At 72.0% G+C, this 18,854-nt stretch carries 18 protein-coding genes; 10 read left to right on the forward strand and 8 right to left on the reverse strand.

The window, feature by feature from the left end; all coding sequences use genetic code 11:
* From ACFZDE_RS35750 to ACFZDE_RS35765, 4 genes are all read left to right on the forward strand, one after another.
* A complete protein-coding gene (locus tag ACFZDE_RS35750; protein WP_391209276.1) occupies positions 1-2,007 on the forward strand; it encodes an adenosylmethionine--8-amino-7-oxononanoate transaminase in 2,007 nt (668 codons plus the stop codon).
* Between the two features lie 3 nt (positions 2,008-2,010).
* Positions 2,011-3,573 carry an FAD-dependent oxidoreductase gene (locus tag ACFZDE_RS35755; RefSeq protein ID WP_391209285.1) on the forward strand — a complete coding sequence of 521 codons (1,563 nt, stop codon included), beginning with the start codon at positions 2,011-2,013 and terminating at the stop codon, positions 3,571-3,573.
* A 69-nt stretch (positions 3,574-3,642) separates the two neighbouring features.
* A complete protein-coding gene (locus tag ACFZDE_RS35760) occupies positions 3,643-4,302 on the forward strand; it encodes a methyltransferase domain-containing protein (RefSeq protein ID WP_391209296.1) in 660 nt (219 codons plus the stop codon).
* 68 nt (positions 4,303-4,370) lie between these two features.
* Positions 4,371-5,699, forward strand: coding sequence for a cation:proton antiporter (locus tag ACFZDE_RS35765; protein WP_391209302.1), 1,329 nt, complete (start codon positions 4,371-4,373; stop codon positions 5,697-5,699).
* Between the two features lie 51 nt (positions 5,700-5,750).
* On the opposite strand, the gene ACFZDE_RS35770 is transcribed toward ACFZDE_RS35765, so the two are convergent.
* Complete coding sequence (locus ACFZDE_RS35770; RefSeq protein WP_391003672.1) at positions 5,751-6,248, reverse strand: MarR family transcriptional regulator; 498 nt, start codon at positions 6,246-6,248, stop codon at positions 5,751-5,753.
* 294 nt (positions 6,249-6,542) lie between these two features.
* Here ACFZDE_RS35770 and ACFZDE_RS35775 point away from each other — a divergent pair, with 294 nt between their 5' ends.
* Positions 6,543-6,887, forward strand: coding sequence for a VOC family protein (locus ACFZDE_RS35775; protein ID WP_391209315.1), 345 nt, complete (start codon positions 6,543-6,545; stop codon positions 6,885-6,887).
* Positions 6,888-6,968: 81 nt separating this feature from the next.
* On the opposite strand, the gene ACFZDE_RS35780 is transcribed toward ACFZDE_RS35775, so the two are convergent.
* On the reverse strand, positions 6,969-7,850 hold the full coding sequence (locus tag ACFZDE_RS35780) for an effector binding domain-containing protein (RefSeq protein ID WP_391209326.1): 882 nt from the start codon (positions 7,848-7,850) through the stop codon (positions 6,969-6,971).
* 203 nt (positions 7,851-8,053) lie between these two features.
* On the opposite strand from ACFZDE_RS35780, the gene ACFZDE_RS35785 reads away from it, so the two are divergent.
* The gene (locus ACFZDE_RS35785; protein WP_391209339.1) at positions 8,054-8,947 is read left to right on the forward strand and encodes a glycosyltransferase; all 894 of its coding nucleotides are present in this window, start codon (positions 8,054-8,056) and stop codon (positions 8,945-8,947) included.
* A gap of 618 nt (positions 8,948-9,565) precedes the next feature.
* A complete protein-coding gene (locus ACFZDE_RS35790) occupies positions 9,566-11,800 on the forward strand; it encodes a BTAD domain-containing putative transcriptional regulator (RefSeq protein WP_391209783.1) in 2,235 nt (744 codons plus the stop codon).
* Here ACFZDE_RS35790 and ACFZDE_RS35795 read toward each other — a convergent pair whose 3' ends face one another.
* A complete protein-coding gene (locus ACFZDE_RS35795) occupies positions 11,801-13,555 on the reverse strand; it encodes a bifunctional 3'-5' exonuclease/DNA polymerase (RefSeq protein ID WP_391209351.1) in 1,755 nt (584 codons plus the stop codon).
* A 672-nt stretch (positions 13,556-14,227) separates the two neighbouring features.
* Positions 14,228-14,968, reverse strand: a complete 741-nt coding sequence (locus ACFZDE_RS35800; RefSeq protein ID WP_391209364.1) for a Clp protease N-terminal domain-containing protein — start codon at positions 14,966-14,968, stop codon at positions 14,228-14,230.
* 153 nt (positions 14,969-15,121) lie between these two features.
* Between ACFZDE_RS35800 and ACFZDE_RS35805 the strand changes: the two genes are divergently transcribed.
* Complete coding sequence (locus tag ACFZDE_RS35805; RefSeq protein WP_391209373.1) at positions 15,122-16,234, forward strand: DUF2786 domain-containing protein; 1,113 nt, start codon at positions 15,122-15,124, stop codon at positions 16,232-16,234.
* Between the two features lie 59 nt (positions 16,235-16,293).
* Here the strand turns inward: ACFZDE_RS35805 and ACFZDE_RS35810 are convergent, their stop codons facing one another.
* From ACFZDE_RS35810 to rpmB, 4 genes are all read right to left on the reverse strand, one after another.
* A complete protein-coding gene (locus tag ACFZDE_RS35810; RefSeq protein ID WP_391209379.1) occupies positions 16,294-16,821 on the reverse strand; it encodes a DUF4232 domain-containing protein in 528 nt (175 codons plus the stop codon).
* Positions 16,822-16,980: 159 nt separating this feature from the next.
* On the reverse strand, positions 16,981-17,493 hold the full coding sequence (locus ACFZDE_RS35815; RefSeq protein WP_391209389.1) for a hypothetical protein: 513 nt from the start codon (positions 17,491-17,493) through the stop codon (positions 16,981-16,983).
* Between the two features lie 330 nt (positions 17,494-17,823).
* Complete coding sequence (gene rpsN, locus ACFZDE_RS35820; protein WP_391209402.1) at positions 17,824-18,129, reverse strand: 30S ribosomal protein S14; 306 nt, start codon at positions 18,127-18,129, stop codon at positions 17,824-17,826.
* Positions 18,129-18,365, reverse strand: a complete 237-nt coding sequence (gene rpmB, locus ACFZDE_RS35825; RefSeq protein WP_391003692.1) for a 50S ribosomal protein L28 — start codon at positions 18,363-18,365, stop codon at positions 18,129-18,131. The genes rpsN and rpmB overlap by 1 nt, the downstream gene beginning before the upstream one ends.
* A gap of 64 nt (positions 18,366-18,429) precedes the next feature.
* On the opposite strand from rpmB, the gene rpmG reads away from it, so the two are divergent.
* Together rpmG and ACFZDE_RS35835 are read left to right on the forward strand one after the other, a co-directional pair.
* A complete protein-coding gene (gene rpmG / locus ACFZDE_RS35830) occupies positions 18,430-18,594 on the forward strand; it encodes a 50S ribosomal protein L33 (RefSeq protein ID WP_030846000.1) in 165 nt (54 codons plus the stop codon).
* Between the two features lie 2 nt (positions 18,595-18,596).
* A complete protein-coding gene (locus tag ACFZDE_RS35835; protein WP_391209426.1) occupies positions 18,597-18,854 on the forward strand; it encodes a type B 50S ribosomal protein L31 in 258 nt (85 codons plus the stop codon).

The raw sequence follows: 18,854 nt of genomic DNA on the forward strand, positions 1-18,854 counted from the left end.
ATGAGCAACGACACAACATCCGCGCCCGTCAGGACCGGTGCGCCACCGGACATCGTCACGGCACTCGCGGACGCGGTGAGCGTGTTCGACGCGACACTGACGGGAGTTCAGGACGCCGCCTGGGACACCGCGTCCCCATGCTCCGACTGGTCCACCCGGGACGTCGTGGGACACGTCATCGGCACCCTCGGCAAGGTCGCCCTGATCGCGAGGGGCGAGCCCACACAGTCCGCGCCTTCGCAGCCCGGCGACGCCGCCGCCGGCGACCCCGTGAAGGCATGGCGGGAAGCGGCGACGGCGGCGCGCACGGCCGTTGCCGAGGCCGACCCCGAGCTGCTGGTCGACACGCCGGCCGGACGCCAGAACCTGGCCCGAGCGCTGGCGTTCCCGGTCTCGGACGTCATCGTGCACGCCTGGGACATCGCGGCGGCGACCGGTCGGCGGCTCCGGCTGCCCGATTCCCTGCTCGCCCACGTCGTGCACACCTGCGCGCAGGTACCGGAGGCGGCGTTGCGCGGCCCGGGGCGGATCGGTGAGGCGCGGCCGTCGGCGCCCGAAGCCGACGACACCACGCGGATGATGGCCTGGCTCGGCCGGGACGTCGAACGGTGGGCGACCGCGGACGACGCCGGGGCCCGGACGGACCGGGCCACCGCGCCGGACTGCGCCGAACTGCTCGCCCTGGACCGGGCCCACGTGTGGCATCCCTTCCGGCCCATGCCCGGCGTGGACGAACAGTTGCTGGTCACCGGAGCCGAAGGGGTCCGGCTGACCCTCGCCGACGGCCGGGAACTCATCGACGGGATGTCGTCGTTCTGGGCCGCCGTCCACGGCTACCGCCACCCGGTACTGGACAAGGCACTGGCCGATCAGGCCGGCCGGTTCACGCACGTGATGTTCGGCGGCCTGACCCACGAGCCGGCGATCCGGCTCGCGCGCACGCTGGTCGACCTGACGCCCGACGGCCTGGAGCACGTGTACTTCTGCGACTCCGGGGCGGTGTCCGTCGAGGTCGCGTTGAAGATGTGTCTGCAGTACTGGCGTTCGTCGGGCCGGAGTGAGAAGCGCCGGATGCTGACCTGGCGTCGTGGGTACCACGGCGCCAGTCTCCACGCGATGAGCGTGTGCGATCCGGACGACGGGGGACACGCGTCGTGGCAGGGGCTCCTGCCCGAGCAGGTGTTCCTTCCGGCGCCGCCCGCGTCGTCGGCCACCAGCCTGCGCCACGCCACCGACCCGGCACGGACCGCCGATGAGCGGCTCGATCCGGCGTACGTCGACACGATGGCGCGGACCGTCGCGGAGCACGCCCACGAGCTGGCGGCGATCATCGTGGAACCGATGGTGCAGAGCGCCGGGGGGATGCGCTTCCACGACCCCGGCTATCTGCGGGTGCTGCGTGAGCTCGCCGACGAGCACGACGTACTTCTGGTCTTCGACGAGATGGCCACCGGGTTCGGCCACACCGGTGCCCTGTTCGCCGCCGATCACGTCGGGGTCACGCCCGACGTGATGTGCCTCGGCAAGACCCTCACCGGCGGGTACATGTCCATGGCCGCGACTCTCTGCACGACGCGCGTCGCCGACGGGATCCGGCAGGGCGAGCTGCCGGTGCTGGTGCACGGACAGACCTTCATGGCCAACGCGTTGACGGCGGCCGTGGCCAACGCCTCGCTGGGTCTGCTCGTCGACGGCGACTGGAAGGGCGACGTGGCGCGCATCGAGAGCGCGCTGCGCCTGGGACTGCGGGAGGCGGTGCATCTCGACGGTGTCGTCGACGTCCGGGTTCTCGGCGCCATCGGGGTGATCGAACTCGACCGTCCCGTCGACAGGCGGATGGCGCAGACGGCCGTCGACAACGGCGTCTGGCTGCGTCCCTTCGGGAACTTGATCTACTGCCTGCCGCCCTACCTCTGCACGGACGACGACGTGGCACGCATCTGCGCCGCGATGGTCGCCTCCGCAACCGTCGGGGCGGCCCCGAATCCGCCACTGGAAAAGGAGTGATCGATGCCAGACCATGATGTGATCGTCGTCGGCGGAGGCCACAACGGGCTGACGGCCGGCGCCTACCTGGCCAAGGCGGGGCTCGACGTCGTCGTGCTGGAGGCGAGCGACGAGGTGGGCGGAGGCGTGGTGACCCAGGAGGCCACCCTGCCCGGGTTCCGGCACGACCTGCACGCCATCGCCCATGTGTTCGTGCAGCTCAACCCGCTGATCCGGAACGACGAGCTGGGCCTGTTGTCGCGGTACGGACTGGAGTACGTCTTCCCGGATCCGGCCATCGCCGTGGCCTTCCCGGACGGGGAGCACATCGAGTTCTACCGGGACCTCGACAGGACCGCGCAGACCATCGCCGCGATATCGCCCGCCGACGCGCAGAACTACCTGCGCTTCCACAAGTTCGCCGAGAGCATGCTGGACCTGCTCGTCGACGCGATGTTCTCGCCGCCGCTCCCGATGGGCGAGTTCTTCGCCCTGCTCGGCCGGACCGAGGACGGGCGGGAGATGACGCGCCTGCTGATGATGAGTTACCTCGACGTCATCGACGAGTGGTTCGAGCACCCGAAGATCAAGGCCGCGCTCGCGCGGTGGGTGTCCGAACTCATCTGCGCACCGGAGGAGGGCGGCACGGGCGCGTTCCTGCTGGCGATGCTGCCGACGATGCACCGTTACAGCGTCGGGTTCCCGGTCGGTGGGTCCGGCGCCCTCTCCACGGCTCTCGCCAGTGCCTTCGTCGACCTCGGCGGGACGATCAAGACCGGCGCCCTGGTGGACCGCTTCCTGTTCGAGGGCGAGCGGGTGACCGGCGTGCGGCTGGGCACGGGGGAAGAGGTCACCGCGGCACGGGCCGTCGTGGCGGACCTCAACATCCGCCAGATCCCCGAGATGGTCGACCACAGGTTCGGACCCGAGTGGGACGCGAAGGCCTCGCGTGGCAAACGGACCGCCTTCAGCTGTCTGGTCGGCCACCTCGCGCTGAGCGAGGCTCCGGTGTACGCCGCGGGCGAGGAGGTGACCCGCGCCGGAATCCAGGAGTTCGCGCTGCCGCTGCCGGAGCTGCGCCAGGCTTTCGACGCGCTGAAGTACGGCACGACGGCGGTCGGCATGCCCAGCGCCGTCGTCGCCAGCGTCTGGGACCCGACACGTGCGCCCGAGGGGCAACACACCCTGTACCTGCTCGGATATGCCCCGATGGAGCTGGAAGGGCGGAGCTGGGACGAGCACAAGGAGGAGATCTTCGACGAGATCTTCGCGACGTTCTGCAAGCTGACCACCAACATGGACGCGTCGAAGGTGCTGTCCCGCAGCGTCAAGTCACCGCTCGACGCGGCCCGGTTCAACGCGTCCTGGCCCGGCGGCGACGCCGCCCACCTCGGTCAGCAACTCCACCAGTACCTGGGGAACCGGCCGATGCCGAACATGGGGTACCGGCTGCCGGCCGACGGGTTCTTCCTCGTCGGCCCGTCGACCCATCCGGGCGGTGGGGCCAACTGCGGAGCACGCGCCGGGGTCCAGGCGATCCTCACCGACCTCGGCATCGATCCGGGCCCGGTGCTCCGACCGAGCTGATCGACGCCCCGTCCGCGTCCGGCCCCGCCCGGGGCGAATCGCACCGACCATCCGACAGGAGAATCCGTCATGCAGCACGAAACCGACTTCGACGCTGTCTACCAGGGCCGGGAGTCCGCACAGAACGTCCCCTGGGTACCGTGGAACATCGGGGAGCCCCAGCCCAAGCTGGCCGAGCTCGAACCGCAGGGGGTGTTCCGCAGCGAAGTCCTGGACGCCGGCTGCGGAGTCGGGGTCACGAGCCTGTTCCTGGCCCGGCTGGGATACACGGTCGTCGGGCTCGACTCGGCGCCGTCCGCCATCGCGGCCGCGCGACAGGCGACGCAGGGGCACGATCTCCCCGTCACCTTCGACGTGGCCGACCTGACCACGTTACGGGGCTACGAGGGGCGCTTCCGCGCGGTCGTCGACTCGGGGACGATACCGGCCGTCGCGGACGACAAGCGCGCGGACTACCTGGCATGTCTCGCCCGCTCCACCACCGACGACGCGACGCTCTCGATCCTCACGTTCTCCCGGGACGCACGGTCGGTGATGCCCAAGGGGCCGACGCTGTTCAGTGCCGACGAACTGGCGACGCTCGTGGAGAAGGACTGGGAGATCGACCGGCTGGAGCCGTCCTCCATCACGGCGCTACTGGCCCCGGAGCTCCGCGACAAGGCTCCGGGGACCGACGAGAAGGGCCGGATCCTGGTCCCGGCGCTGCTGCTGGTCGCGCACAAGCGGTAGTCGCATTCCCGCACCGGCCCCCGCACGGGCGCGTGGGCCGGTGCCGCATCCGTGCGGAAGGAGTGCTCGTGACCAGCCACCACACAGCCATGATCATGGTCGGTCTGGCGTTGATACTCGCGCTCGCACACGTGCTCGGGCGCCTTGCCCGGCGATGCGGCCAGCCCGCGGTCATCGGCGAGATCGTGGCCGGTGTCCTGCTCGGTCCGACCCTGTTTCACGGTGCGCTGTCGGAGACGCTCATACCTGCCGACACGAGGCCGATGCTCACCACGCTCGGCAACCTCGGGGTCGCGCTCTTCATGTTCCTGGTCGGTCTCGACCTCGACTACCGGCTCCTGCGCGGTAACGGGCGGACCACGGCCGGGGTGGCTGTCGGGTCGATCGTCTGCGCGTTCGGGCTCGGTGTCCTGCTCGCGCTGTACCTGTGGGACGACCACGCGGTCGAACACCGCCTCGCCTTCCTGCTGTTCATCGGCACGGCCATGTCCATCACGGCGTTCCCGGTGCTGGCCCGCATCCTCGGCGACCAGGGGATCCACCGCACCAGGATCGGCGCACTGGCCCTGGCGAGTGCGGCCGTCGGGGACGTGGCGGCCTGGCTCCTGTTCGCGGCGCTGCTCACTTTCACCGGGAGTCAGAACTCCTGGCAGGTCCTGCTGGTCGTGCCGTACGTCCTGGCCATGGTGTGGGTGCTGCGGCCGTTGCTCGGCAGGCTCTTGGCCGCGCCGTCCCGGGGCCGACGAGACCCGGAGGACGGGGCCGTTCAGCAGGGCGTCGGCGCCACACAGCTCGCCCTCCTGACGGCGCTGCTGCTGGTCTCCGGCGCGCTGTGCGAGTGGCTCGGGGTGCACTTCATCTTCGGTGTGTTCCTCGCCGGGGCGATCGTGCCACGGCGTGGCACGGAGAGGCTGCGCGCAGCGGTCAGGGACCGGTTCGAGACGATCATCTGGATGCTGTTGCCGGCGTACTTCGCCGTGTCGGGGCTGAGGGTGGACCTGACCACGGTGGGCGGCGACGGGCTCGGCGAGCTGGGGCTGATCCTGCTCGTGGCGATCGGCGGCAAGTTCGGTGGCGCCTGGCTGGGGGCACGGTTCGCCGGCCAGTCCGGGAGGTCGGCCACGACGCTGGGCATCCTCATGAACACCCGCGGCCTCACCGAACTGATCATCCTCGGCGTCGGCCTGCAACTGGGTCTGCTCGATACCGAGCTGTACTCGCTGATGGTGGTCATGGCCCTCGTCACCACCGCGATGACCGCACCACTGCTGCGCTGGGCCTATCCGAGCCGCATGATCGACGCGGATCTGCGAGAGCTGGCCGAGCAGCGGATCGGGGAGCCGAAGTGCGCCGAGCTCGCCCGGCCCGTGGGCGTGAAGCGGCCGGAGGCTGGGTGACGGCCCGCCTCCCGGTGGGGCTTCCGGCCCTGGCCGCCCAGGGCAGGTCCGTCAGCCGGCGTCCGACGGTGTGACGTCGTCGGGGACCACCAGCGAGATCAGGATCGAGATCAAGCGCTCGCGGCTCTGTTCGCTGATGGGCGCGAGGAACCGTTTCGTTACCTTCTCCTCGACCGAGTCGAGGCCACTGCGGAGCTGGCGCTCCCCGTACTCGGTCAGCGTCAGGGCGTAGCGCCGGCGGTCGTGCTTGTCACGCACCCTGACGACGTAGCCCATCCGCTCCAGCTCGTCGACCAGGGTCACCATCGTCGACCGGTCGATGCGCAGATGCTCACCGATGTACTGCTGCGAGTGGTTGCCGTTGACGTCGATGAACCGGAGGATTCCCCAGTTCCGCGCGGTGAGTCCGTACGGGGCGAGCTCCCTCTCGAACTGGGCGGTCAGGAGCTGTCCGGCCTTGTTCAGCAGGAACCCGATGGAGTTCGCGAAATTCGGCGGCAGGGTCGGCGATCCGTCCGGATTGATATCCCTCTGCTTAGCTTCATCCATCGTTCGACCTGTCCATACTCAGTGATCTGATTGTAGTCAGCCAAGATAGTCAGGCCGCTTGGGCGAAGCGTAGCGCTACCAGGCTTGACGATCCAGTGGCCTTCACCTGATCGAACGGGTTCCCCGGTCAACTGCGACGAGTCGTTCCGCTCGGAACCCCCGCGAGCGGGTGCTTTCCAGCGCCTCGGACCTAGATTGACAAGCCGACTGATCAAATCCACTATGGATAGTAGAGGCTGGAGACCATCAGTAGTCATGAGGGTATTGCTCATCGATACGTATGGGGAGAGCACCATGAGTGGAGACATCGTCTTCTTCGACCTGCCGGGCAAGGACGCCGAGGCGACGACGAAGTTCTGGCAGACGCTGTTCGGGTGGGAGTTCAAGGAGGGGAACTTCCCGGGCTACTCGATGATTCACGGCCCGAGTCCGATGGGCGGACACTCGCACGGTGACACGTCGACGTTCCCGCGCGTCTACTTCGGCGTCGACGACCTGGACGCGGCCACCGAGCGAATCCGTGAACTCGGCGGCACGGCAGGCGAGGCGGTGACCATCCCCTCCGGAAGGTTCGCCAACTGCGTCGATGACCAGGGAGTGGAGTTCAGCATCTTCCAGGCGGCCGGCGCTGAGGGCTGATCCCGGCCGCCCGAACGCGGCTCCACCAAAACCCCAGGCCGGATGGACCCCGGCCTGGGGTTCTTCTGGTGTGGTCGGGTGTCAGGGGAGCGGTTCGCGTTCCACCGGCAGCCACAGCTCCGCGTTCGCCTCCGTGCCGTCCGGGGAGAGGTCGGTGTGGAGGATCTCCGGGCCGGGGCGGGTGCGGTAGGGGTTGGAGGGGAACCACTCGGTGAACACGTCGCGCCACAGTTCCTGGATGGCCCGGGGGGCCGGGCCCGAGGTGGTGAAGACCGCCCAGGTACCCGGGGGGACCGCGAGGGCGGTGGTGCCCTCGGGGGTGCCCGCCGGGGTCGCGGACGAGGTGAGCACGGCCTGGTAGTAGTCGAGTTCCGTGCCCTCCGCACGGCCCGGGTCCAGGTCGTCGCAGACCGCGACGACACCCCTCGGCTCCTGGTCGGACAGCTTCTCCAGGGCCTCCACGGCGGACTTGTCCAAGCCCCGTACGAAGTCGATGATCGCCTGGTTCGGGCCGGAGTGGATCAGGGCGATCCGGGTCTTGAAGCCCGTCACGGTGAAGGCCGGGCGGTCCACGACGCGGTAGTGCATGCTGCTGTTCCCTTCTACGGTGAGGCGGAAGGCCAACCGGGGCTGGGAGACGAGCGCGGCACCGGTGCGCCGGGCCTCGCCCGGGCCCACGCCGTGCATCGTGCGGAACGCCCGCGCGAACGCCTCGCCCGAGCCGTAGCCGTAGCGGACCGCGATCTCCAGCAGCGTCGCGTCGCCCGACAGCACCTCCGCGCCCGCGACCGTCAGCCGCCGGCGTCGGATGTACTCCGACAGGGGCATTCCTGACAGGGCCGAGAACATACGGCGCAGGTGGTACTCCGAGGTGCATGCCGTGCGCGCCAGGTCCGCCACGTCCACGGTCCGGGCGAGGTCCCGTTCGATCCGGTCCATCGCCTGGTTGAGCCGGTCCAGCACGTCCGGTCTCCTTCCTTTCGTGCCTTCACGCTAGGCAGCGCGTGCCCTGCCGCACCCGACATCCTGTGCCCGCTCCGGTCAGGTGCCGCCTGCGCGAGCGGCGTGGCTGACCGCGGTCCGGCAGGTGTGCGCGAGGCGTCCCCGCCGTGAACGGCTAGCATCGCCCGTCAACCCGTCAGCTGCCGACCGGATGAGGTGAGGACATGGGAGCGCCCCGGATCGGCGTCGCCGTGGTGACGATGGGCAACCGGCCCGACGAGGTCGACGCCCTGCTGGAGTCCGTGGCCAAGCAGGACGTGCCGCCCGAGCGGATCGTCATCGTCGGCAACGGCTGCCCGCTGCCCGACTTCGCCCAGCGGTTGTCGCTGCCCGGCGAGGTCACCGCCGTCGAGCTCGACGAGAACCTCGGCTGCCCCGGCGGGCGCAACGTGGCCCTGGAACGACTGCGGGAGTTCGGCGACATCGACGTGGTGGTGGATCTGGACGACGACGGTCTGCTCGTCGACGCCGATGTGCTGCGCCGCGTGCGGGACCTGTACGCCGCCGACGAGCGGCTCGGCATCGTCGGCTTCCGCATCGCCGACGAGCTCGGTGAGACGCAGCGGCGGCACGTGCCCCGGCTCGGCGACTCGGACCCCCTGCGCGGTGGTTACGTCACCGGCTTCCTCGGCGGCGGGCACGCGCTGCGGATGACGATGCTCGACGAGATCGGCGACTGGCCCGCCGAGTTCTTCTTCGCGCACGAGGAGACCGACCTCGCCTGGCGCGCGGTGGATGCCGGGTGGCGGATCCTGTACGCCCCGGAACTGCTGCTCCAGCACCCGAAGACCTCGCCCGCCCGGCACGCCATCTACTTCCGGGTGAACGCCCGCAACCGGGTCTGGCTGGCCCGCCGCCGGTTGCCGCTCGCGCTCGTTCCCGTCCATCTGGGCGTGTGGGTGCTGCTCACCCTCGCCCGGAATCGGTCGGGCGCCGGGCTGCGGGCGTGGTTCGGCGGATTCCTGGAAGGCGTGCGGGAACCGGCGGGGGAGCGGCGGCCCATGCGCTGGCGGACGGTGTGGCGGCTCACGCGGCTGGGGCGGCCGCCCGTCGTCTGACGCCGTTGTGGTGCCGGAGTGCGTGGTGGGGCGGGCCCGCCGGAGTGCGTGGTGGGGCGGGCCCGCCGGAGTGCGTGGTGGGGCGGACCCGCCGGAGTGCGTGGTGGGGAAGGCCCGTCGGAAAGAGTGAGTGAGACAGGCCCGTCGGAGAGTGAGTGGGTCCCGGCCGATCACCTCTGCCGACCGGGACCGGGATCCGGCCGCGGCGGCGACACTCCCCCGAGTTGCGCGTCCAGACGCGCGCGCCGCCGGGCCAGATCCGATGTTGTGATCACATCAGGCTTTGCCAACTGATCGCTAACATATGGCCAACGGTTCGCCGTTGAGCCGTCTCCCGATTGGCCGGAAGTCACTGAACCACGGACGAGGGCGGCCAGGGCAGCGGCGGTTTCCGGTGGAACCAGTGAATTCGAGGTGGCGGAAATCCGCCGCCCTGGGGTGGATATTCGGTACGGCGGGGGGCACGGGGGCATGCGGTTCGGGTTGCTGGGGCCGCCGGCGTTGTTCGGCGACGCCGGGGAGGGTGACAGCCGGGCGGGTGGCCTGGACGACGGCCGGTCGGGCGAGCTGGTGGACGGCCAGGCGCGCGGGCTGGTGGACGGCCAGGCGCGCGGGCTGGTGGACGGCCAGGCGCGCGGGCTGGTGGACGGCCGGTCTTGCTGCTGGGGCGATGCCCGGGCCATCGCGAGCCCCAAGTCCCGTGTGCTGCTGGCCGCGTTGCTGCTCGACGCCGGGCGGGTGGTCTCCGTCGAGTCGCTCAAGGACGCGCTGTGGGGCGGGGAGCCGCCCGTGTCCGCCCAGGCATCGCTGCACAATCACATCACCCGGCTGCGACGGCTGCTCGACGACCCCGGACGGCTGCGCACCGTGCCGTCGGGGTACGTGCTGCGGATCGACGAGGGCGAGCTGGACGTCCATGTCTTCGACGCCCACGTCACCGAGGCGCGTGCCGCGCACACCGCACGGGATTGGAGCCGGGTCGTGCGCGAATGCGCCGGCGCACTCACCCTGTGGCGGGGCGCGCCGCTCGCCGGGCTGCCGCCCGAGGTGGGCGGGTACGCCTTCGCGCAGCGACTGTGCGAGGCCCGGTCACATCTTCTGGAGTGGCGCTACGACGCCGAGCTGGCGCTGGGAGGCCCGCGGCTGCACGAGCTGGTGCCGGAGCTGATGGCGCTGACCGGCGAGTACCCGCTGCGGGAGGTGTACCACCGGCAGCTGATGCTCGCCCTGCACCGTACCGGCCGCCAGGCCGAGGCCCTGGCCGTCCACCGCGAACTGCGCACCCGGCTCGTGAGCCACCTCGGCATCGAGCCCGGGCCGGGGGTGCGGGAGGCACACGTGGAGGTACTGCGGGGGGTTGCCGGCGACCCGGACTCCGAAGGGTCGGAGGGCTCCAGGAGGCCGTGGGACCCCACTGGCGCGAGGGGCTCCGGGGCGGGCGGTTCCAGTGACTCAAGCGGCTCCGGCGAACCGGCCGGCCCATATCCCACTCCCGCCCAACTCCCCCCACCCCCTCCCCACTTCACCGGCCGTACCCCCGAACACGACGCCCTGTACCGCACCCTCACCGCCCCCGACCACCCCTGCCCCACCGCCGTCATCAGCGGCATGGCCGGTGTCGGCAAGAGCGCCCTCGCGCTGCACGTAGCCCATCAGTTGACGGAACGTTTCCCCGATGGTCAGCTCCACCTCCACCTGCACGGCGCCACCCCCGGCAAGGCCCCCCTCACCACCGCCCAGGCCCTCGACGCCCTGCTGCGTGACCTCGGCACCGAGCCCCGCCGCATCCCCGAAGAGCCGGAGGCCGCAGCCGCGTTGCTGCGTTCGCTGCTCGCGCCGACCCGCACGCTCCTGGTGCTGGACGACGCCGTGAGTGCCGCGCAGGTGAGGCCGTTGCTGCCGGGCGGTGCCGGTTGCGGGGTGATCGTGACCAGCCGTTCGCCCTTGACCGCCCTCGACGGCGCGGCCCGATTCCCCCTCGCCCCGCTGTCGGGCGACGACAGTGCCGAACTCCTGCGCAGGGCCTCGGGCCGCGACGGCCTGGACGGCACGGACGCCGCCCGGCGCCTCGTCGATCTCACCGGCCGGCTCCCGCTGGCCCTGCGGATCGTCGCCGCGCGGCTCGCCGCCCGCCCGGCCCTGACCCCTGACACCCTCGCCGGTCGACTGGCCGCCTCCGAAAGCCGGTTGCACCACCTGGAGTACGACGACCTGAGCGTCCGCCGCTCCCTGGCCGTCGCGTACGACGCGCTCGCCGTCTCCGAGCGCGAGGCCGACCGGGACGCGGCCCGCATCCTGCGCCGGATCGGTGCGCTCGACCTGCCCACGTACGGCGCCCCCCTGCTCGCCCGGCTCACGGGCATGGGTGAGCAGCGCACCGGGGCCGCCCTGGACCGACTGCTCGACGTGGCCCTGCTGGCGGAGACGGCCTACGGCCGCTACGCACCGCACGATCTGGTCCGCGACTTCGCCCGGGAACGGGCCGGGGAGCAGGACACCGCCGGTACCGCCGAGGCCACGCTGCACTGGTACGCCGCCTTGGCCGACCGAGTCCTCGCCGCGATCGTGGAACCCGGCCCCGACCGGGACGACCGGCGCCGCCCCACCCCGAGCCGGCCGGACGGCCACGCGGCCCACCTCGACACCGTCGCCCCGTTCGCCGATGCCGAGGAGGCCTTCGCCTGGGGGGACGGCGAGCTGGAGAACATCGTCGCCCTGGCCGCGCGGTACGCGGACGACCCCTCCCGGCAGCGCGCCGGGCTGGTCTCCGCACTCGCCCTGGCGGCACTGGAGGGCACGGACGAGCGGACGGTGGCCGGGGAGCTGCGTGCGCTCCTGACGCGTCCTGTCTGATCACTTGGCGTCGGCATAGCACTCCACCACCGCGGTCGTGAACGGGAACCGCACGGGTGTGTCCCCGAAGGTCAGCCGGCCGGCCAGGTCCGCCGCCTCGCGGATCGCCGCCACCACGGCCTCCGTCTCCTCCTCGGGGCAGTGCACGATCACCTCGTCGTGCTGGAAGAAGACCAGCTCGGCGGCCAGCTCCGCGCAGGTTCTGCGCAGCGCGGCGAGCAGGAGCAGCGCCCAGTCGGCGGCGCTGCCCTGGACGACGAAGTTACGGGCGAAGCGGCCTCGGGCACGGGCGTTGGTGGAGGCGTATCCGGGCACCCACTGGCCGCCGTCCGAGGGGTCGTCCTCCCCGGAGCCGGAGCCGGAGCCGGTGCCGCTGCCGGAGTTGGAGCCGGTGCTGGAAACCACGGGATCCGTCGGGATGCCGGCCTCCTCGCCGCTCCCGTCGTCCGTCCCCCGGGCCGCCGGTGGGCAGGTCCGGCCGAGCCAGGTCCGTACGAGCCGGCCCTCCTCGCCGGCCCGGGCCGCGTCGTCGACGTACGCCACTGCCTTGGGGAAACGGCGTCGAAGCGCGGCGAGGTTCTTCAGGCCGTCTCCGGAGGTCTGGCCGTAGACCGCGCCCAGCACGGCGAGTTTGGCCTGTGTGCGGTCACCGGAGAAGGCGCGGTCGGAGACGGACTGGTACAGGTCGGTTTCCCGGCCGGCCACCTCCATCAGGCCCGGGTCGCGGGAGATCGCGGCGAGGACGCGCGGTTCCATCTGGTCGGCGTCGGCGACGACGAGCCGCCAGCCGGGGTCGGCGACGACGGCCCGCCGGATCACCTTGGGGATCTGGAGCCCGCCTCCGCCGTTGGTGACCCAGCGGCCGGTCACCGTCCCGCCCGCGAGGAACTCCGGCCGGAAGCGGCCCTCACGGACCCAGTCCTGGAGCCAGGACCAGCCGTGGGCGACCCAGATGCGGTACAGCCTCTTGTACTCCAGCAGTGGTTTCACGGCCGGATGATCGACCGTCTCGATCTCCCACTTGCGGGTCGAGGAGACCTTGATCCCGGCCTGGGAGAAGGCCTTGACGACGTCGGCGGGCAGATCGGGGCGGACGCGTCTGCCGAACGCGGTGGACACCTCGTCGGCCAGCTCGGCCAGGCGCCGCGGCTCGCCGCCGCCCGCGTACCGCTCGCCCAGCAGGTCGTGCAGCAATGCGCGGTGGACCTCGGCGCTCCAGGGCAGCCCCGCGCGGTTCATCTCGGCCGCCACCAGCATGCCCGCCGACTCGGCGGCCGTCAGCAGACGCATGCGGTCGGGGTGCTCGGCGCTCGCGTGCCGGCGCTGCTGCTCGGCGTAGACCGCGAGGAGGTCCGGCAGGGGCAGGTGGACGCCCTGGGGCTCGAACAGGGAGGACTGCGAGCCCGGTTCGGCCGAGCGCTGCGGTGGGTCGGGCGGCACGGGGCCGCCGCGCAGCCGGGCCAGGGCGGCCGCGGCCGAGCGGGGTTCCCCGTACCGCCCCTCGTGGCCGAGGAGGAGGGTCTCGGCGGCCTCGATGTCGTAGCACCGTTCTGCTCGCACCCCCGTGGCGAGCAGGCGCGGGTACACCTCGGCGGTGGACCGCCACACCCACCGCGTGACGCCGGGACGGCTCCGGACGGCCTCGGCGGGATCGGCCTCCCGCCGTACCGGCCCGGCGGGCAGCCCGTCCGGACCGAGGGGGGCGACGTCCACGCCACCGTCCTCGGCCGGCACAAGCGCCCACCGGTCGACCATGCCGGCGAGTCTGCCAGGGGGGTCTGACAACGCCCCTGCGGCGCGGGCGGTGCGGCGGTGCGGCGGTGTGGGCGGGCGGCGGCGCGGGTGGTGCGGGCGGTGCGGGTGGTGCGGCGGTGCGGCGGTGTGGGCTGTGCGGGCACGGCGGCCTCGGTGCCGCGTGTTGCGGCGTGGGGCCTGGCAACGTGCGTTGGCGCGGGTCGCCAGAGCGGCCTGGCGACGCCTCACGGACCCGGGCCGCCAACCGGGGGGATGACCCGCCGAGCCGGGCCGCCGACGGGGGGCGGCAGGACAGGCCCACCAGGGCCGTCAACCGGGGCCCCCGGGCCGCCGACGGGGGGATGACCCGGCGAGCCGGGCCGTCGGCGGGCGGCAGGACCCGCCCACCATGGCCGTCAACCGGGGGGACCCGCCCCACGGGCCGCCGGGCTGCCGACCGGGGGATGACCCGGCGAGCCGGGCCGTCGGCGGGCGGCAGGACCCGCCCACCATGGCCGTCAACCGGGGGGCCCACCCCCCAGGGCCGCCGGGCCGCCGACCGGGGGATGACCCGGCGAGCCGGGCCGCCGACCGGGGGGGACCCGGCGAGCCGGGCCGTCGGCGGGGGCGGCAGGGCCCGTCGGTCCGGGCCGCCGACAGGGGGTGGCAGGGCCCCGTCGGCCCGGGCCGCCGTCAGGACTCGTCCGGTGTCCCCTTCTGTGCCTGCACGATCTTCTCCAGTACCGCCGAGACATACCGCTCGGCTCGTTCCTTGTCGATGCCGAGACCGCTGAGGACGCCCTCGCCGTTCTCGTGTTCCAGGAGCGCGAGCAGGATGTGCTCGGTGCCGATGTAGTTGTGGCCGAGGCGCAGGGCCTCGCGGAAGGTGAGTTCCAGGACCTTCTTCGCGGCCTGGCCGTACGGCACGAGCTCCGGGACCTCGTCCACGGCCGGCGGCAGCGCGGCCGTGGCCGCCTCGCGGACCTGGTCGAGAGACACGCCCTGCTCGACGATCGCCTTCGCGGCGAGTCCGTCCGGCTCGGACAGCAGCCCGAGGACGAGGTGCTCGGGCAGCCCCTCGGCGTTGCGCGCGGCCTTGGACGCGTTGTGCGCGGCCATCACGGTGTCGCGGGCGCGGGGCGTGTAGCGGTTGAAGCCCTGGCTCGGGTCGAGGTCGTTGGACTCCTTCGGCACGAACCGCTTCTGCGCGGCCTGCCGTGTGACGCCCATGCTCTTGCCGATGTCGGTCCAGGACGCTCCGGAGCGCCGGGCCTGGTCGACGAAGTGGCCGATCAGGTGGTCGGCCACGTCGCCCAGGTGGTCCGCGGCGATCACCGCGTCCTGGAGCTGGTCCAGCGGCTCCTCGTGGACCTTCTTGATGGCCGCGATGAGGTCGTCGAGACGGATGGATGACATGGTGTCGGGGTTCGTCATGTGTCAACCGTAGGTTGCGCCCCCGGGGGTGTCAACTGCGAGTTGACACCGGTCGGGGGTGCCTCCACGAGCACGCCACCGGGCGCACCGCGAGCCCGAGCCCGGTGAACCGTCCCGGAGGGCCCGGGCGGGCCGTCATGGCACCATCAGCCCGTGAGTACGTCCACCACCGTCGACCGCGCGTTCGCAGCCGCCCTGTACGAGACCGGCGAGACGGCCCTCGACACCGGCGCGTCCCTGCTCGCCTCCGACCCGGCCGCGGACGCCGAACTCGACCGGCGTGGGGAGGAGTTCGTCGCGGCGGCCTGGCGGCGCGGCTGGCAGCCCGCCGACGTCGTACGGATCGTACGGCGCGAGCTGGACGACCTCCACGTACTCCTCGTGGCCGCGCTGATCCGCGCGCAGGCACCCGGTGACGGACCCCGGGGCCACCGCTGGAACGCCCAGCTCGCGGAACTCCCCGCCGAATCCCCGCCCCGCACCGACCGCTTCTCGTACGCCACCGCCGTACTGGAGCTGTACCGCCTCCTGCTGCGGCTGCCCACCCTGGAGGCCCTGGACGACGCTTCGGGGGAGGCGCCGGGGGAGGCACGCCCCGAGTCCCGCATGCTCACCCGCATCCGTGCCCTGCTCGCCAAGGCCGAGGCGACCGGGTTCCCGGAGGAGGCGGAGGCGCTCAGCTCCAAGGCGCAGGAGCTGATGGCCCGGCACAGCGTCGACGAGGCGCTGCTCGCCGCGCGGGCGCCCTCCCCGGACACGCCCGGGGCCTGCCGGATCGGGGTCGAGCCGCCGTACGAGCAGGCCAAGGCGGTGCTGCTGGACGCCGTCGCCGGTGCCAACCACTGCCGGGCGGTGTGGAACGAACCCTTCGGCTTCTCGACCGTCGTCGGCTTCGAAACCGACCTGGAGGCGGTCGAACTCCTCTACACCTCACTCCTGGTGCAGGCCACGACCGCCATGACGAAGGCGGAGGCCGCGCAGCGGGCGGGGGGCCGCAAGCGCACCAAGACATTCCGGCAGTCGTTCCTCGCGGCCTACGCCCACCGCATCGGCACCCGGTTGGCCGCGGCGGCCGAGACCCAGATGACCGACGACCTGCTCCCCGTCCTCGCCTCCCGCGAGGTCGCCGTCACCGGGCGGCTGGAGCGGATGTTCCCGGAGACGACGACGACCCGGCTGCGCGGGGTGCGGGACGCGGCGGGCTGGACGGAGGGCGCGCAGGCGGCGGACCGGGCCCAGGTCCGCCACCGGCCACCGCTCCGCTGACCTGCCGTCAGCCCCCGGCTCCCGTCCCCCCCCGTCAGCCCCGTCAGTGCCTAGGAGCGTCAGTCGCCCGACGTCTCGAAACCGCTCACCGAGGGCTTCTGGTCGTCCGACCAGTCGACCGCGCCGTACGACCAGGGAAGTTCGTGCGCCGTCTTGGTGTCTCCCGGCAGGGTGAAGGACGCCTTGTGCACGTCGAGGCTCTCCGGGGCGCCGGCCTCGGCTCGGACGTAGGTGATCGTGAAGGACGTGGTGCCGCCCTTCCCGAGGGTCAGCGACTGGGGCTTCGCGCCCTCGTCCGGGAGGACGCTGGTCGTCTTGTCGTCGGCCAGCAGGTCGACCCCGGGGAAGCCCTTCAGCGTGCACTGCGCGCCCTTGTTGGTGAGCGTGACGGTGACGGTGCCGGTGTCCCCGGCGGCCGGGGCGGCTCCGGCGCCGACCTCCACGCCCATGTCGCCGAGCGCACAGGCCGAGTCGCTCGGCCGGTCCGCGTTCTTGACGTCGTCACCGGCGGGCTTGTCGTCGCTGCAGCCGGTCAGCAGGACCGTCGCGGCGAGGGCGGCGGCCAGGGGGAGGGAGTAGGTGCGCATGAGGTCCTCTGGACGGGTCGTACGAAAGCGGCATCGGGCCCCTGGATCATCACGCACCCGACCGCCCCGGGGGCACGCACCCCCTACGATTCCCCCGAACGCCGGACGGGCCGCCGGTGCGCCCATGTGCCGCCCCGCAGCCCGCCCAACCCCAACTCCTCAGCCGAGGCCGGCCGTCGGCAGGCCCGTCGGGAGCTTGCCGCCCTCGGTCTTGCGGTAGGTCTCCGCGCCGAGGCCGCCCTCCCAGGTGATCTTCAGGCTGCTCGCGTTCACCGAGTCGACCATGCCGGTCGCCCGGTCCTTGGAGCCGTCCGTGCACTTCAGGCGGATCATCTTCATGCCCGACTCCTCGCCCGCCGTGCCGCTGCACACGCTCCCGCCGGTGCCGAACAGCGCGGCCTGCTTGCCGGTGATCACCAGGGCCACGGCCTTGCCGTCGGTCGTCGCGAGCCAGCTGCCCGCCAGCTCGCCGCCGTCCGACTCCCCGGAGCCGGAACCGGAGTCCGACCCGGAGTCGCCCGAGCCCGCGGACGCCGAAGCCGACGGGGAAGCGGCCGAGTCGTCGCCCGAGCCGTCGTCGCTGCTGCTGCACGCGCTCAGTACGAGCGCGCCCGCCAGCCCCGCGGCCGCCGCCGCGACGCGCACGGCGCCGGAGCGGCGCGAGAAGTTCACCGAAGTCACTGCAAGCCCCCAAGCTGTAGCCGACCGCCCGGCCCCGGACGGCCCCGACGGCCCCGGATCACACCGAACGGCACCAGCTGGCACCGACAGCACCGAACGGCACCGCCAGCACCCGACGGCACCGAACGCCACCAACCGGCACCGAATAGCCGTAACCGGCACCAGTCGGCCCCGAGTGGCGCCAGCCGACCCCGGCCGACGCCTGGCCGGAACGTCGCAGCAAGCTATCAGGGCCCGTCAAGGACCCCCAGGGCCGCCTCGCCCCAGGGAGACGGCCGCCTTTCCCAAGGACGACGGCCGCCCCAGAACGACGGCCGCCCCTCACCAGGACGACTTGCGTACCCCCGGCAGATATCCCGCGTGTGCCTGCTCCCGCAGGCTCACCCGGGACAGCCCGAACGCCCGGAAGTAGCCGCGCGGACGCCCGTCGACGCCGTCGCGGTTGCGTACGCGCGTGGCGCTCGCGTCGCGTGGCTGCCTGCGCAGTTCCGCCTGCGCGGCGAGCCGTTCGGCCTCGGTCGACGACGGCCGCCGGATGATCTCCTTCAGTTCGGCCCGCCGGGTGGCGTACCGGGCGACGATCTCCTGCCGCCTGTCGTTCTTCGCGATCTTGCTCTTCTTGGCCATCAGACCCTCACTCCCCGAGCCCGGATCCGGGCGACGGCCGCCTCGATCCCGATCGTGTCGACGGTCTTGATCCCCTTGGTGCTCAGTCGCAGCCGTACGTGCCGCCCCTCGCTCGGCAGCCAGTACCGCTTGGACTGGATGTTGGGGTCGAACCGCCGGGGTGTGCGCCGGTGGGAGTGGGAGATGCGGTTGCCGAAGCCGGGCTGTGCGCCGGTCAGCATGCAGTGCGCGGACATGGGTGGTGACGTACCTCTCTGCTCACTCAGTGGAAATGGGATTCATTTTCAGTATCATAGCGGCATGGCACGCAACGAACTCCGTCCGGTCATCAAGCTCCGGTCCACCGCCGGGACCGGCTTCACCTACGTGACCCGCAAGAACCGCCGCAACGACCCGGACCGCATGACCCTGCGCAAGTTCGATCCGGTCGCCGGCCGCCACGTCGACTTCCGAGAGGAGCGCTGATCATGCGCCAGGGAATCCACCCGGAGTACGGCCCCGTCGTCTTCCGCGACCGGGCCGCCGACTACGCCTTCCTCACCCGCTCGACCCTGTCCGCCTCGGCGAGCGGGAAGACGATCGAGTGGGAGGACGGCAACACCTACCCGGTTGTCGACGTCGAGATCTCCGACGCGAGCCACCCCTTCTACACCGGCACCGCCCGCGTCCTGGACACCGCCGGGCGCGTGGAGCGCTTCGAGCGCCGGTACGGAAAGAAGGGCTGA

Origin of the sequence: Streptomyces sp. NPDC007929 (assembly GCF_042959065.1) — a bacterium.
Taxonomy (GTDB): Bacteria; Actinomycetota; Actinomycetes; order Streptomycetales; family Streptomycetaceae; genus Streptomyces.